The organism is Gaetbulibacter jejuensis (assembly GCF_039524015.1).
In the GTDB taxonomy this organism is placed as follows: Bacteria; Bacteroidota; Bacteroidia; order Flavobacteriales; family Flavobacteriaceae; genus Gaetbulibacter_B; species Gaetbulibacter_B jejuensis.
This window is the reverse complement of sequence record NZ_BAAAGF010000001.1, coordinates 253,654-270,494: the sequence shown is the minus strand read 5'-3', so window position 1 is coordinate 270,494 and position 16,841 is coordinate 253,654. Positions and strand designations below refer to the sequence as shown.

Here is a 16,841-nt window from a genome sequence, read left to right as displayed (position 1 = left end):
AATTTATCTTTGTAGTATGGCAGAAGAAATTATAAACAGAGTCGCAAATAGTAAACTTGTTACTATAGATTTGGAAGACTACTATCCAAAAGGGCAACGCGTGTTATTTGATATAAAAGACTGGCTGTTTCAAGAACTTATTTTAAAAGAATCTGATTTTAGAGCTTTTGTTAAAGAGCACGATTGGTCACAATATCAAGATGCTTATTTAGCATTAACGTGTTCGGTAGATGCCATAATTCCATCTTGGGCATATTTACTTATTACATCGCATGTTTCGGCTTATGCCAAAAAAATTGTAGTTGGTGATTTGGTGACTTTAGAAACAGCAATTTATCAAGATATTATATCGCAATTAGATGTTTCAGACTATTCTGAAAAACCTCTTATTATAAAAGGATGTGCCAACAAACCTATCCCTGAATCTGCTTATACCTTGCTTGTTTCAAAATTACAACCTATAGCAAAATCTATTATGTATGGTGAAGCTTGCTCAACTGTACCTTTATATAAGAAAGGTAAAATGTGACTTTTGTAATAAAGTTGAGTCTAAGAAAAAGACTATTTTTGTACAGTAAAAATTTGATTTAAAAAGAAGTATAATGAAGAAACTATTATTTACAATTGCTTTAATTACAGTAGCGTTTACAACTAACGCTCAAACAATGGAAGAACTAAAGGCTGAACAAGCAGCAAAAAAGGATTCGATTGCAGCTATACAAGGTAGAGTTAATGCTCTACAAGCTCAAATTGATGCGCTTCCAGGATGGAGAGTAGGTGCTTTTGGTACAATTGGAGGAAGCATTTCTAACTTTAACAACTGGTATGCACAAGGAACACCAAATAACTCATCAGGTAGTATAGGTGTATCTTTTAACGGTTATGCTAATTTAATTCAAGAAAAATATTTCTGGAGAAATGCTTTAACAGCAAACCTTAACTGGATTAAACTTGATGATAAGGATACTGATTTAGATGATGATGATTTTAACCCAACAACAGATGTGTTTAACTTATCATCTTTATATGGTAGAAATATCACCAACAAATTAGCAGCTTCTGCATTATTAGAATACAGAACGACACTTTTAAACAACTTTAACGATCCAGGATATTTAGATGTGGGTGTTGGTTTTACTTGGACTCCTGTTGATAATTTAATAGTTGTTGTTCATCCTTTAAACTACAACTTTGTATTTGCTGATAATGATGCAATTTTTGATTCATCTCTTGGTGCTAAAATTGTAGCAGACTATACAAGACAAATAGGAGCTGTAAGCTTTAAATCTAACTTATCAATGTTCCAAAGCTACAAGAGCTCAGACCTTTCTAACTGGACATGGACAAATTCTTTTGGTTACACACTTTGGAAAATGATTGGTGTTGGTTTTGACTTTGGTTTAAGAAGTAACAAACAAGAAGCGTTAAACTATGCTTTAGGTAATTTTGATCCTTTATCTGGAGATGACGAGCCTTCTTTTGGTAATGTAGATAATGATTTACAAACCTATTGGACATTAGGATTAAGCTATAAATTCTAATTGAAATTGAATATAAAATTAAAAAGCACGCTAACTAGCGTGCTTTTTTTATGATTCGAAATCTTCTTTGGAATAATCTGGATACAAAAAGTGATTGTAAGGGAAGCGTGTGATATGAATTTTTCTAACTTCATCATAAACACGTTTTCTAAAGTCTTCTAGGTTCTCTTTATTCAATGCAGAAATAAACAAAGCATAATCACCTATTTTATTCATCCAAGTGGTTCTCCACTCTTCAAGAGAGTAATGTGCTTTGGTACGTTCTTCCATTAAATCGTCTTCATCAAATGGTTCGGCTTCATAGGCATCAATTTTATTAAACACCATTATAGTAGGTTTGTCAGAGCTATGAATTTCATCTAATATTTTATTAACCGATTCAATATGCTCTTCAAAATTAGGATGCGAAATATCGACCACATGAAGTAATAAATCAGCTTCTCGAACTTCATCTAAAGTACTTTTAAAACTTTCAACTAATTGAGTTGGTAGTTTTCTAATGAATCCTACTGTGTCTGTCATTAAAAACGGAAGGTTTTGAATAACTACTTTTCTTACAGTAGTGTCTAGCGTTGCAAACAGTTTATTTTCGGCAAATACTTCACTTTTACTTACAACATTCATTAAGGTAGATTTTCCAACATTGGTGTAACCTACAAGTGCAACTCTAACCATTTGACCTCTGTTGCCACGTTGCACAGACATTTGTTTGTCAATGGTTTTTATTTTGGCTTTAAGCAATGCAATTTTATCACGTACAATACGTCGGTCAGTTTCTATTTCGGTTTCACCAGGACCACGCATACCAATTCCTCCTTTTTGTCGCTCAAGGTGAGTCCACATTCCTTTAAGTCTAGGTAGCAAATATTCGCATTGAGCAAGCTCAACCTGTGTTCTTGCATAACTGGTTTGTGCACGTTGTGCAAAAATATCGAGAATTAAATTGGTTCTGTCCAAGACTTTGCAGTTAAGTATTTTACTTATGTTGCGCTCTTGGGCTGGAGATAATTCGTCATCAAAAATTGCGGTACCAATTTCATTTTCATTAATAAATTCTTGTACGTCATTCATTTTACCAGACCCAATAAAAGTTTTTGGGTTTGGCATATCCATTTTTTGGGTAAAACGTTTTACCACTTCGCCACCAGCAGTATAGGTTAAAAACTCAAGCTCATCGAGATACTCTTTGGATTTCGATTCGTCTTGTTCTTTAGTAATTACACCTATTAAAACTGCTTTTTCTAACGTTATGTCCTTTTTTTCTAGCATATATTAATTTAAAGCACAAAGTTACACAATTGTTTGCAGTTTAATTTTCTTATTTTTAGAGCTTCCTTTAGTCTATTCTTTTAAGCAAAACTACATTCAATGCAATACACGATAGCGTTTTATAATATTGAAAATTTATTCGACATTCATAATGATCCATTTACTAATGATGATGATTTTTTACCAACTTCGGATAAAAGATGGACTCAAAAAAAATACGATAGGAAAATTTACAAAATTGGATCGGTAATTTCACAGATTGGAACTGATGAGAATACTACACCTCCAGCAATTATTGGTTTAGCTGAGGTTGAAAATAAGCGTGTATTAAAAGATTTGCTTGCGAGTAAAGATTTGCAATCCATTAATTACGATTATGTGCATTATAATTCACTTGATGAACGAGGAATAGATGTTGCTCTTATATATAATAAGGATGTATTTACAGTAAATTCTTCTGAAACCTTCAATATTTTCATCACAGATGAAGATGGTGAAATAGATTTCACTAGAGATGTTCTTTTGGTTTCTGGTATGTTGGGAGGAGAAGAAATACATATTATAGTTAACCATTGGCCATCAAGAAGAGAAGGTGAAGAAGCATCATCATATAAAAGAGTGTTGGCTGCTCAAAAGAATATTGAAGTTGTTAACCGTTTAAAACAAGAGAATCCTAATTCAAAAATTATTGTTATGGGCGATTTTAATGATAACCCAGATGACGATAGTGTTGAAGAGTTAGTGGCAGGTGCAAACCTTTATAATCCAATGCAAAATTTAAGAAGCATTGACAAAGGAAGTCTTAATCATGATTTTAATTGGAATGTTTTTGACCAAATAATGGTATCAATAAATTTTCTTGAGACTAAACCAAATACATTAAAATTTTCTGACGCCAATATTTTTGACTCAAAATTTTTAACACAATATAATGGTAAGTATAAAGGTCAGCCTTACAGAACTTTTGTTGGAAAAAAATACAAAGGCGGATTTAGTGATCATTTTCCAGTATTTATTGAGTTAAGAAAAACAGATTAAAAAAGTGCTTAATCATTTTATCGGAGATAAATGCATTTAATCTATTATCATAATGTTAATGGGTTGTTAAGATACTTTTTTTTTATCTTCGGTAGCTTATCAGGTATTGCTTAAATACTATGATTGTTTATAACCCCAGATTAATTTTTATAAACATAGTATTAAGGTATTAACAATCAATATCTTGAGATTATATAAAATAATTTGTTCAATTATTAACTGCTAAAACCAAATGAAAAAAATTACTATTTGGCTAAGTTTAAGCTTTTTGTTGGCATTTTGCCAAACATCAATAGCGCAATTTAGCTGCGATTCCCCTATTATGATAACCGATGGTTATACAGCTGACGGGATAACTACACCAGGAACAGCTGGAATTGAAGATTGGAATGACCCAAATCCAGATTCATGTACTTCAAATGCATTCTATTGGGATGACGACGTGTACCTTTTTGGGTATACCGCTGGAGCTAACGATGAAGAAATATCTATGACTATTTTTACCAGAAATGGTTGGAACGGTATTGGTATCTTTTCTGATTGTAACGGTACTGCTCTAGAAGGGTGTTTAGCATCTGCAAGTTCAACAACAGGTAATGTGTCTCAGACAGTTTTAGCAAATGTTGGAGCAGGTGAAACCGTTTACATTGCAATTGGGCAATGGGGATCACCAAATGACTTAGATTTTGACGTTACAGCGTTTAATGCTGTAGAATTAGTAGACCCTCCATCTTGTTCTACTTTTACCACTCCAGTTGACGATTCGATTGATGTACTTGAAGATACAGCTATCAATTGGACTCAAGCTACTGGTGGAGCAACAGGATATAGAATTTCCATTGGAACATCTACAGGAGGTGTCGATATTGTAAATGACCTAGATTTAGGAAACGTGTTAACTTATACACCAAGCACTCCGTTAGCTTATAGTACTGAGTATTTTGTTAATGTAACACCATATAATTCTAATGGAGATGCTCAAGGATGTGCTGAGTTAAGTTTTACAACTAGAGAAGAGCCACCAGCAGGTTCTATTTGTAGCAACCCAATAATGGTAGCCACACCATTACCTTATGTAACAACAGATGATACTTCTAATTATGGAGATGATTACACTGGAGGACCAGGAGCTAACTGTGGTTCAACTTCAGGATATTTAGGAGGAGACGATGTTGTGTATTCATATACACCAGCAGTTGATACTTCAATTGATATTGCATTATCAGGTGTAGGTACTTATACAGGTATCTTTGTATATACAGATTGTGCTAACATAGGTTCGCAATGTGAAACAGGAGCTGTAAATGGATTTGCCGGAGGAGATATGCTGATAGATAATTACACTGTTACAAGTGGAACAACCTATTATATAGTAATTTCAACATGGCCATCGCCTCAAAGTACACCTTATACATTAACAATTACTGAAAACACTTGTGTAGACGCTGAGGCAATATTTTCAACGGTTAGCGATTGTGCTAATGGTGATCAATTTTTAGTAGAAGTTGATTTAACTAGTTTAGGTTCAGCAGGGACAATTACAATTAGTGACGACCAAGGTAGTACACCACAAACAGTTGATGCTGTAGGAGTTTATACTTTTGGTCCATATGCACACGGTACACCAGTTATCATGACAGCAGCAAACGATGATGATTCAAACTGTACATTGGTAAGTGCCAGTTTAACAGAGAACTATTGTTTAGACAATATCGTAGATTGTGCTGTAGGACCAGTAAATACAACATTCTGTTACTTTAATAATATAGACGACGATCCATCAGTAGCAACTTTTAGTTATACAAGTACAGATGGTAGCCAATTGAACCTGACTATAAACGCAGGTCAAATGGAAGGTTGTTGTGATGAATTAGTTGTAATAGATTCAGATGGAACAATATTATACAACCAAAACACACCAAACCCAGCAGGATTGACATTCCAATCTTCTGGAGATACAATATCATGGTACATTAACTCAGATGGTTCAGTAAGTTGTGAGAACAATGGTTACACACCATTTGATGTAACAGTTGCTTGTGCAACTTGTGAAAATCCAGAAGCTACTTTTTCAACGGTTAGCGATTGTGCTAATGGAAATCAATTTTTAGTAGAAGTTGATTTAACTAGTTTAGGTTCAGCAGGAACAATTACAATTAGTGACGATCAAGGTAGTACACCACAAACAGTTGATGCTTTAGGAGTTTATACTTTTGGTCCATATGCGCATGGTACACCAGTTATTATGACAGCAGCAAATGATGATGATTCAAACTGTACATTGGTAAGTGCTAGTTTAACTGAGAACTATTGTTTAGACAATATAGTAGATTGTGCAGTAGGACCAGTAAATACAACATTCTGTTACTTTAATAATATTGACGACGATCCATCAGTAGCAACTTTTAGTTATACAAGTACAGATGGTAGCCAATTGAACCTAACTATAAACGCAGGTCAAATGGAAGGTTGTTGTGATGAATTAGTTGTAATAGATTCAGATGGAACAATACTATACAACCAAAATACACCAAACCCAGCAGGATTGACATTCCAATCTTCTGGAGATACAATATCATGGTACATTAACTCAGATGGTTCAGTAAGTTGTGAGAACAATGGTTACACACCATTTGATGTAACAGTTGCTTGTGCAACTTGTGAGAATGCAGAAGCTACTTTTTCAACGGTTAGCGATTGTACTAATGGAAATCAATTTTTAGTAGAAGTTGATTTAACTAGTTTAGGTTCAGCAGGAACAATTACAATTAGTGACGACCAAGGTGGTACGCCACAAACAGTTGATGCAGTAGGAGTTTATACTTTTGGTCCATATGCGCATAGTACACCAGTTATTATGACAGTTGCAAACGATGATGATGCAAATTGTACATTAGTAAGTAACAGTTTAACAGAAGAATATTGTTTAGATAATATTGTTGACTGTGACTTAGGACCAGTAAACACAACATTCTGTTACTTTAATGACATAGATGACGACCCGTCAGTAGCAACATTTACCTATACAAGTTCAAATGGTTTGCCTCTTAACATTACATTTAATGATGGTCAAATGGAAGGTTGTTGTGACGAATTAGTTGTAATAGATTCAGATGGAACAATACTATACAACCAAAATACACCAAACCCAGCAGGATTGACATTCCAATCTTCTGGAGATACAATATCATGGTACATTAATTCTGATTTTTCAGTAAGTTGTGAGAACAATGGTTACACACCATTTGATGTAACAGTTGCTTGTGCAACATGTATCAATCCTCAAGCAACCTATCAAGTAGTTGATGATTGTGATAATGGTGATCAGTTTTTAATTGATGTTAACGTAACATCTTTAGGAGACGCTAACTCGTTAACTATTAGTAATAACATTGATGCAACAACTGTTTCAGTACCTTCAGAAGGAATTTACCAAATTGGACCATTCCCTTTCTTAGTTGATGTTGTGGTAACTGTAAGTAGTGATGATGATGTTAATTGTGTAATTAATAGCTCACCAATTCAGTTATTGGCTTGTCCGCCTGAAAACGACAACCCATGTAATGCTATAGTGGCTAGTGTGAATGAGGACAATTCATGTGATTTAGTAACAGCAGGAACTATAATAGAAGCAACACCTTCTGGAGTTCCAGATGGCGAATGTGGTGGTGACCCAGACGATGATGTTTGGTTCCAATTTACAGCATTAAACGAAGTTCAGCTGATTTCAATTACAAATATCACAGGAGGAACTACAAACTTAGATCATGGACTTTATGAAGGAACATGTGACGGTTTAACCGAGTTATATTGTTCAGCAGACACAGCAAGTGTAACACCTGAATTAGTTGTAGGAAACACATACTATATTAGAGTATTCTCAGGAGGTTCTGTAGGAGAAACAAGTACTTTCGATTTATGTATTAAAGATGCACCAACAAATATAATCTGTGAAAATGCTGAAAACTTCTGTCAAGAAGGAGGAGCATTAGTAACTTCAAATATTATAGGAATTCCAGACCCTAACGATATTGCATGTTTAGGATCTGCACCAAACCCTACATGGAACATCATTCAAATTGGAGATCCAGGATTAATAGAAATTGAAATTTCTCAAGTAGATGATAATGGTAATGGTATTGATGTAGACTTTGTACTTTGGGGACCATTTGAATCAGTTGCAGATTCTTGTACTGAAATAGCTTTTGAAGATTGTCCTTCTTGCCCAAACAATACAAGTAACCCTGACTTTTACCCATTTGGTAATATAGTTGATTGTAGTTACTCTTTTGTTTCAGTAGAAAACTTAACAATTGATAATGCTCAAACAGGAGAAATATACATATTACTAGTTACTAATTTCTCTGACGATCCAGGAACAATCTCAATTAGTCAAACTAATGGAGGAGATGATGGAGACGGTAACGTAACAGCTGAAATAGAAGTAGATTTAGGACCAGATCAAAGTTTCTGTGGTTTCCCTTCTTACGATTTAGTTGCAGACTCTCCATTTGCTGATAGATATGAGTGGTATTGTGATGGATTCATAATAGAGGGAGAAGAATCTTCTGTTTTAACAGTTACTGAGTCTTGTACTTATACTGTTATTGCTTATGATGACCAATGTGATGCACAAGCTCAAGATCAAGTAACCGTTATTTTCGGATTAGAGCCTGTTGCTAACCCTGTAGATGATATTGTAACATGTGATGATGCTTCAGGAGACGAAATCGAAGACTTTGATTTAGAAATGCAAACTGCAGGAATATTAGGAGCTCAAGATCCTAGTTTATTTAATGTAACGTATCACTTGACGCTTACTGATGCTCAAACTGATACAGGCGCTTTAACATCTCCATACACTAACATATCTAACCCGCAAACTATTTATGTAAGAGTAGAAGATGCAAATCCAGATGCTTCTTTCTGTTTTGCGACAACAAGTTTTGATTTAATAATATCAGGACCAACACCAACAGCAACAAGTATAGATATAGAAGCATGTGATGATAATTCAGGTGATGGTATTGAGGATTTCGATTTAGCAGCTTATGATGCTGATATATTAAATGGTCAAGACCCAACGGAGTTTACAGTTACTTATCATGAAACTGAAGCAGATGCTGAAGCAGGTCAAAATGCTATAGATACTTCTTCACTTTACACAAGTGACTCTCAAACTATTTATGTAAGAGTTGAAAGCAATTCAGCATTTGACTGCTACTCTACTACTAGTGTAAATTTAATTGTGCTTCCTATTCCTGTTGCAACATTTAACACGGCAGATGTTGATTATGAGGTTTGCCCTAACGCAACAGTTCCAATAGAAATAGCATTAATCCCTCAAGGGTATTCTGAGTCAGATGTTACTGTTGAATGGTATCAAGATGGAGGTCTTATTAGTGGCGAAACAGGATTAACCTTACCTGTTTTAACACAAGGTCTTTATACAGCAATTATTACTTATAACGATTCTAGTTGTACTTACGAAGTATCAGAAACAGTTATAGAATTAGAGAGTTGTGTAATACCGGAGGGTATTTCCCCAGGAGTAAGTCCAGGACAGAACGACACATTTGATTTAAGTAGTTATGGTGTAACACGATTAGAGATATTCAACCGTAATGGTGTATTAGTATATTCTAAAGATAACTACACAAATGAGTGGTATGGACAGAGCAATAGTGGAGATGAGTTACCAGTAGGTACTTACTTCTATACGATGATCTATGAGAATGGAGCAAAGAAGCGTAGTGCTTGGGTATACATCAACAAATAAGACTAACCGAAATTAATCTAAGAACATGAAAAGACTCACAATACTAATACTAACGCTCATAGGCTTTCAGGTCTTTGGGCAGCAGGATCCACAGTACACACAGTACATGTATAATATGAACGTCATTAACCCAGCTTATGCAGGCTCAAGGGAGAATCTAAGTTTTGGTTTACTGTATCGTACGCAGTGGACAGGATTAGAAGGAGCACCAAAGACAGGAACATTCTTTGGTCACCTTCCCGTAGGCGAGAAAGTAGGATTAGGGTTATCGATTATATCAGATAACATAGGACCAGTAAACGAGACCAATGCTTATGCGGATTTCTCGTATACACTTCGATTAGGAGGCGAACACCGCTTGGCGTTTGGTGTTAAGGCAGGCGCAACGTTTCATGATATAGGACTCACAGGTCTTGATGTAGTGGATCCCAACGATCCTTTCTTCTCGGAGAACATCAACAGTGTGACACCAAACATAGGCGCAGGAGCATTTTATTATACAGACCATTACTATTTGGCAGTATCTGTACCGAATATTTTAAATTCGGTACACCTTGATGCCAATGGTTTTGAGTTAGGCTCAGAAGTTAGCCATTACTTCATAACAGGAGGATATGTGTTTGACTTATCACAAAATACCAAGTTGAAGCCATCGTTTTTGGTGAAGTCAGCCTTTGATGCACCAACCTCTTTTGATGTAAACTTAAATGCGTTGTTTTATGATAAGTTCGAGATAGGAGCCTCTTATAGGCTTGATGATTCATTTTCAGGGCTTATCAATTTTGCGATTACCCCATCGCTACGTATAGGTTATGCTTATGATAGTGTTACTTCAGATATAAAGAGGTATGCACCAGCATCGCATGAGTTTATGTTATTGTTTGACCTTAACTTCCCTAAGAAGGTATCACGATCACCAAGATATTTCTAACCATTCAAGCCAAACCAAAGATGAAAAACATACAAAAATATTTATTGATAACCTTGCTGAGTGGATTAAGTGTAACAGCTCAGAACAAGGACACCAAGAGAGCAGACAAGCACTTCAACAGGTTTGAGTTTGTTGAGGCAGCAGAAGAATATTCAAAGTTAGTAGAAGACGGAAAAGGCGACAGTTATGTATACGGTCAATTAGCCGAGTCTTATTACAATGTATTCAATACAGAGGAAGCAGAACGCTGGTACGCCAAGGCACTGGAGAGCAGTGACAACCCAGAGATGATTTTTAAGTATTCTCAAATGCTTAAGGCCAATGGGAAGTACGAAGCGTCCAATGTACAAATGGCTAGATTTGCAGAGATGCGTCCAAGTGATGATAGAGCCATTGCTTATAAGAAAAATCCAGACTATCTACCAAAGATATTAGAAAAAGGCAAGAAGTTCAATATCCAAAATATGGGCTTTAACAGCAAGTATTCTGACTTTGGAGGAACGCTACAAGATGGTAAGCTGTACATTACATCAGCAAGAAACACCTCACGTAGAACCTATGGATGGAACGAAGAACCATTTTTAGATATTTATGAAATGTCAAAGAATGCAGATGGAACTTATCTAGCAGCAGCATTAGTAGAAGATAAAGTAAACACAAAGTATCATGAAGGAGTAGTATCATTTTCACCAGATGGAAACACGATGTACTTTTCAAGAGAAAGTTTCTTTGAGAAGATGTACGAGAAAGATTCTATCACCAAAAACAGATACAGTGTACTGCAATTGTTCAAAGCAACTAAAGAAGGGGATAAGTGGAGCAATGTAGAAGGCTTTGCAATCAACAGTGAGAACTACTCGGTAAAAAACCCATCAGTAAGCGCAGACGGAAAGACATTATACTTTGCATCTAATATGCCAGGTGGCTATGGTCTTTTTGATATCTACAAGGCAAGCATCAACGATGATGGTACATTAGGAGAAGCAGAGAACCTAGGACAGAAGGTAAACACGCAAGGACAAGAGATGTTTCCTTATATAAGCAGTAATGGAACGCTGTACTTCTCATCAAACGGTCACTTGGGCTTAGGAAACCTAGATGTATTCCATACCAAGGAGATAGACGGTAAGATGGCACCAGTTAGAAACATAGGAGTGCCAATCAATAGTAATGCTGATGACTTTGCATTTAGATTAGATGAAGAAAGCGGAGAAGGCTTTGTCTCATCAAACAGAGAAGGCGGAGTAGGAAGCGATGATATTTATGCTATTAAGAAACTACAACCATTATGTGATGTACTTATCACAGGAACAGTAACCGATTCAAAGACAGGTAACCCAATTAACGCAGCATCAGTAACGATGTATGATAGTAAGGGGAATAAAGTATTGTCAAAAGTAACCGATTCGGACGGTACTGTAGAGTTCATTGTAGAGTGCGGAGAAGGTTCAGCCCTTGAGGTGTCTATGGACGGATATGAGAGTAAAAGAGTAACAGTAGAAGGCTCAGAGGAAGAAGAAGTAGCAGTAGCTATAGCACTGGATCCAATAGAAGAGATAGTGGCAGTGGACAGAGTAAACTTAGACCCAATTTATTTTGATTTTGACAAGTCTAACATTACCTCACAAGCAGCATTTGAGTTGGATAAGTTGGTACAGGTGATGCAAAAGTATCCAGAGATGGTTATCTCAGTATCGTCACATACAGACAGTAGAGGATCAGCATCATACAACATGGCCTTATCGGACAGGAGAGCAAAGACAACAGTATCTTATGTAGTCTCTAAAGGGATAGACAGATCAAGAATAACAGGATCAGGAAAAGGAGAGAGTGAGCCTAAGGAAGACTGTGGTTCAGGATGTACAGAGGAACAACACCAGATGAACAGAAGGTCGGACTTCATCATCGTTAGTGGTGGACCTATGTAATATTGCTTTGAAAAATAAAGCTTAACTAATATAAAACACTAGCCTAATGAGAAAAATTACATTATTTGTTTCGTTTTTCATTATTTGCTTGTCAATGCAGTCGCAGACTTATTTGCAAGAAAATTTTGATACAGAAATACCAGCAACCTGGACAATTACAGATGGAGGAGCTGCAACAGGAGATTCTTGGGTATCTGGATTACAGGGAGGTTTTAACAGTTTAGATGGTTCAAATGGAGCTATTGTAGACAGTGATGCTAACGGAAATGGAACGTTGCTTCAAGAGACATTGACCTCACCTGTTTTTGATAGTTCAGCAGCAACAGGACTGTTTTTAGATTTCCAGCAGTACTTTAATAGTATTGGTGGAGATGCTGCTATTGTAGAAGTTTATGACGGTTCTGCATGGGTAGAAGTATTAAACCAAACAGCAGACGTAGGAACTTTTGCTACACCAGATGAACAACATATAGATATTACAGCCTATGCAAATGCTAATATGCAAATTAGGTTTTACTATGATGATGGAGATGTTTGGGCTTGGTATTGGATGATAGATAATGTACATGTTTATAATTCTACATGTAATAATCCTTCAGGTTTAGATGCATTAGTTAATGCAACAACAGTTGATTTAAGTTGGATTGAAGGAGGAACCGAAGATGCATGGGAAGTTATTAATCAAGTTGCAGGAGGACCAGTGCCAACTGAAGCCGATTCAGGAGTTTCTGTAGGGACTAACAGTTTACAAATAACAGATTTAACCGAAGGTACTGATTATGAGTTTTATGTTAGGGCAGATTGTGGTGCAGATGGGTTTAGTATCTGGGCAGGACCATTTGTTTATAGAATTAGTGGACCTGGAGAAACATGTAGTAATCCAATAATGGTAACCACTCCATTACCTTATGTAACAACAGATGACACTTCTAATTATGGAGATGATTATACTGGAGGACCTGGAGACGATTGTGGTGTAGGTTTTGGTTATTTAGGAGGAGATGATGTAGTATATTCATATACACCAGCAGTTGATACTTCAATTGATATTGAATTGTCAGGAATTGGTACGTATACAGGTATTTTTGTATATACAGATTGTGCCAACATAGGAACACAATGTGAAACAGGAGCTGTAAATGGATTTGCCGGAGGAGATATGTTAATTGATAACTTCTCTGTTACTGGAGGAACAACCTATTATATAGTAATTTCAACATGGCCATCACCTCAAAGTACTCCTTACACATTAACAATTACAGAAAACACTTGTGTAGATCCAGTGGCGACTTATGAAGTAGTTAGTGATTGTATTAATGGACCACAATTTTTTGTTGATGTAAATTTAACCGATTTAGGATCGGCAGGAACAATTACAATAAGTGATAACCAAGGTAGCACACCTCAAAATGTTGATGCCACAGGTATATATACTTTTGGACCATTTGCTAATAACACAGGAGTTGAAATTTCTGTTGTTAATGACGATGATGCCAATTGTGCTCTTTTAAGCCCAAGTTTAACCCAAGAAATTTGCTTGGATTATGTAGTAGACTGTACAGCTGGTCCAGTAAACTTTGTGTATTGTTATGAAAATAACGATACCAACGTATTTACTTTTACTAGTAGTGACGGAACACCGCTTAATTTTGTAATTAACTCAGGACAAGTAGAAAATGGTTGGGATGAATTACATATTTATGATACTGATGGAACCGAGTTAACACCACCAGATTTTTATGGAAATAATGGGGATGTTTCTGGAGTAAACTATCAATCTTTAGGAGATACAATATCATTTACAGTAACTGCTGATGGTGTATTTAGTTGTGAAACTGAAGGTTACACACCACTTGATATAACTGTTAGTTGTGCTACATGTATTAATCCGCAAGCTACGTATGCTATAGTTGATGATTGTGATAATGGAGATCAGTTTTTAATTGATGTAAATGTTACCTCTATGGGTGATGCAACATCATTAACAATATCAAACAATATAAATGCTGATACAGTTCCAGCTAATGCTGAAGGAACCTATCAAATTGGACCATTCCCTTTCTTACAAGATGTAATAGTAACAATAAGTAACGATCAAGATGGGAACTGTGTAATTAATAGTCCTGCAATACAGCAATTAGCTTGTCCACCAGACAATGACAATCCATGTAATGCAACAGTTGCTTCAGTTAATACAGATGATTCCTGCACATTAGTTACACCAGGTACAGTACTAGCAGCAACAGATTCTGGCGTGCCATCTGGAACATGTGCTGGAAACCCACATGATGATGTATGGTTTGAGTTTACTGCTAATAGTGAAGCACAAATTATTTCTCTAGCAAACATCGCTGGAGGAACATTCAATTTAGATTTTGGTGTTTACGAAGGAACATGTGATAATTTAACTGAATTATATTGTACAACTGAAACTGCTGGAGCGGTAACAAACTTAGTTGTTGGTAATACATATTATGTAAGAGTATTCTCGTTTGATGGAGAAGATAATACAACAACTTTTGATCTATGTATAAGACCTTCCCCAGGTAATATAGTAGTTGACCAAACAACTTATACTATTGAAGAATTAGTTCTTGATATTTTAATTGATAGCCCTTGTGCTCAAGTATCAAACATTACATATTCAACGGGAACTGATTTCGGTCAAACAAATGGTATCGGATACTTCTATAGAGAAAGTGATGGATTCCCATTTGAAAACGGAATTTTATTAACATCTGGAGATGCTAGTAAAGCTAGAGGACCTAATGATAATGCTATGAGTGATGGTACTAATGCTTGGTTAGGAGATGCTGATTTAAATGATACAGTAGGAATTACTTCTAATAATGCGTCTATTATAGAATTTGATTTCGTGCCTCTAAACGATGAAATTAGTTTTGATTTCATTATGGCATCCGAAGAATATAATGGAAGCACAGGAGGAACCTTTGAGTGTACATATTCAGATGCATTTGCCTTCTTATTAACTGATGAGAATGGAATTACTACTAACCTAGCTGTATTACCAGGAACTAATACACCTATTTTAGTAACTAATATTCACCCAGAAAATCCTGGTTGTCCAGCTATTAACGAACAGTATTTTGGAGGATACACACCTAATAACTTACCACCAATATCTTTTGATGGTAGAACAAACGTATTTACTGCTCAGTCTGCAGTTAATATTGGTGAAACCTACCATATTAAACTTGTTATTGCTGACGCAACTGATTCTGCTTTAGATTCTGGAGTATTCCTTAAAGCAGGTAGTTTTGATATTGGAGAAGTAGACTTAGGTGTTGATATAACAATTGATGCTGGAACTGCAGTTTGTGATGGGCAGCCTGTTGTTTTAGACACTCAAGCACCTCAAGTAGATCACGTTTGGTATAAAGACGGATTTTTAATTGAAGGAGCAACAACTTCTATATTAGAGGTAACTGAAGCTGGAGAATATACAACTCAAATTATTTTCTCCCCTCAATGTATCATTTCTGATACAATTGTAATCGAGTTTTTACCAAACCCTGAAGTTGAAAGTACTCCTTCCGATTTAATTGCTTGTGATGAATCAGGTTTTGGAGAGTTTTATTTATATGAAGCTGATACTGAAGTTTTAGCTGAAGGTCAAAACCCAGATGATTTTACAATATCTTATCATTTAACTGAACAAGATGCTATTGATAATGTAGGTGAGTTAACAAGTCCTTATACTAATGTGTCAGACCCGCAAACAGTTTATGTGAGAGTAACAAATAATACAACACAGTGTTACTCTACTACTAGTCTTAATTTAGTTGTTGAAGATCCATTATTTACATCTTTCCCAACAGATGTTAATTATGAGGTTTGCCCTAACGCAACAATACCAATTGAAATAACAGCAATTCCTGAAAACTATCAAGAATCTGAAGTAACAATTAATTGGTATCAAGATGGAGGTCTTATTGATGGTGAAAACGGATTAACTATACCAGTATTGATTGCTGGATATTATGAGATTGAAGTTATTAATAATACAACAACATGTAGTTATATAGCAGGTATTGATATCGTTGAATTAGAGAGTTGTGTAATACCAGAGGGTATTTCCCCAGGAGTAAGTCCAGGACAGAATGACACATTTGATTTAAGTAGTTATGGTGTAACACGATTAGAGATATTCAACCGTAATGGTGTATTAGTATATTCTAAAGATAACTACACAAATGAGTGGTATGGACAGAGCAATAGTGGAGATGAGTTACCAGTAGGTACTTACTTCTATACGATGATCTATGAGAATGGAGCAAAGAAGCGTAGTGCTTGGGTATACATCAACAAATAAGACTAACCGAAATTAATCTAAG

The 16,841-nt window shown here is 35.7% G+C and carries 8 protein-coding genes; 7 read left to right on the top strand and 1 reads right to left on the bottom strand.

Features of this window, described 5'->3' with window-relative positions; translation table 11 throughout:
* Positions 1-16: 16 nt before the first annotated feature.
* On the top strand, positions 17-529 hold the full coding sequence (locus ABD011_RS01140; protein WP_343795157.1) for a DUF2480 family protein: 513 nt from the start codon (positions 17-19) through the stop codon (positions 527-529).
* 73 nt (positions 530-602) lie between these two features.
* Positions 603-1,541: a DUF3078 domain-containing protein gene (locus ABD011_RS01135; protein ID WP_343795156.1), complete on the top strand. Its 939-nt coding sequence runs from the start codon at positions 603-605 to the stop codon at positions 1,539-1,541.
* 48 nt (positions 1,542-1,589) lie between these two features.
* On the opposite strand, the gene hflX is transcribed toward ABD011_RS01135, so the two are convergent.
* Positions 1,590-2,810 carry a GTPase HflX gene (hflX, locus tag ABD011_RS01130; RefSeq protein WP_343795155.1) on the bottom strand — a complete coding sequence of 407 codons (1,221 nt, stop codon included), beginning with the start codon at positions 2,808-2,810 and terminating at the stop codon, positions 1,590-1,592.
* Between the two features lie 99 nt (positions 2,811-2,909).
* On the opposite strand from hflX, the gene ABD011_RS01125 reads away from it, so the two are divergent.
* The 5 genes from ABD011_RS01125 to ABD011_RS01105 all read left to right on the top strand — a co-directional run bounded on the left by ABD011_RS01125 (position 2,910) and on the right by ABD011_RS01105 (position 16,819).
* Positions 2,910-3,848, top strand: a complete 939-nt coding sequence (locus ABD011_RS01125; protein WP_343795154.1) for an endonuclease/exonuclease/phosphatase family protein — start codon at positions 2,910-2,912, stop codon at positions 3,846-3,848.
* Between the two features lie 232 nt (positions 3,849-4,080).
* Positions 4,081-9,627 (top strand): T9SS type B sorting domain-containing protein, encoded by a 5,547-nt coding sequence (locus tag ABD011_RS01120; protein WP_343795153.1) that lies wholly within the window; start codon positions 4,081-4,083, stop codon positions 9,625-9,627.
* A gap of 25 nt (positions 9,628-9,652) precedes the next feature.
* The gene (locus ABD011_RS01115) at positions 9,653-10,558 is read left to right on the top strand and encodes a PorP/SprF family type IX secretion system membrane protein (protein ID WP_343795152.1); all 906 of its coding nucleotides are present in this window, start codon (positions 9,653-9,655) and stop codon (positions 10,556-10,558) included.
* 20 nt (positions 10,559-10,578) lie between these two features.
* On the top strand, positions 10,579-12,486 hold the full coding sequence (locus tag ABD011_RS01110) for an OmpA family protein (RefSeq protein WP_262733578.1): 1,908 nt from the start codon (positions 10,579-10,581) through the stop codon (positions 12,484-12,486).
* A gap of 46 nt (positions 12,487-12,532) precedes the next feature.
* The gene (locus tag ABD011_RS01105; protein WP_343795151.1) at positions 12,533-16,819 is read left to right on the top strand and encodes a choice-of-anchor L domain-containing protein; all 4,287 of its coding nucleotides are present in this window, start codon (positions 12,533-12,535) and stop codon (positions 16,817-16,819) included.
* Positions 16,820-16,841: the final 22 nt, after the last annotated feature.

What these genes read in the sequence shown, in the direction of transcription:
- ABD011_RS01140 (WP_343795157.1), top strand. Translation starts at nt 17, where the DNA reads ATGGCAGAAGAAATTATAAACAGAGTCGCAAATAGTAAACTTGTTACT.
- ABD011_RS01135 (WP_343795156.1), top strand. Translation starts at nt 603, where the DNA reads ATGAAGAAACTATTATTTACAATTGCTTTAATTACAGTAGCGTTTACA.
- hflX (WP_343795155.1), bottom strand. Translation starts at nt 2,810, where the DNA reads ATGCTAGAAAAAAAGGACATAACGTTAGAAAAAGCAGTTTTAATAGGT.
- ABD011_RS01125 (WP_343795154.1), top strand. Translation starts at nt 2,910, where the DNA reads ATGCAATACACGATAGCGTTTTATAATATTGAAAATTTATTCGACATT.
- ABD011_RS01120 (WP_343795153.1), top strand. Translation starts at nt 4,081, where the DNA reads ATGAAAAAAATTACTATTTGGCTAAGTTTAAGCTTTTTGTTGGCATTT.
- ABD011_RS01115 (WP_343795152.1), top strand. Translation starts at nt 9,653, where the DNA reads ATGAAAAGACTCACAATACTAATACTAACGCTCATAGGCTTTCAGGTC.
- ABD011_RS01110 (WP_262733578.1), top strand. Translation starts at nt 10,579, where the DNA reads ATGAAAAACATACAAAAATATTTATTGATAACCTTGCTGAGTGGATTA.
- ABD011_RS01105 (WP_343795151.1), top strand. Translation starts at nt 12,533, where the DNA reads ATGAGAAAAATTACATTATTTGTTTCGTTTTTCATTATTTGCTTGTCA.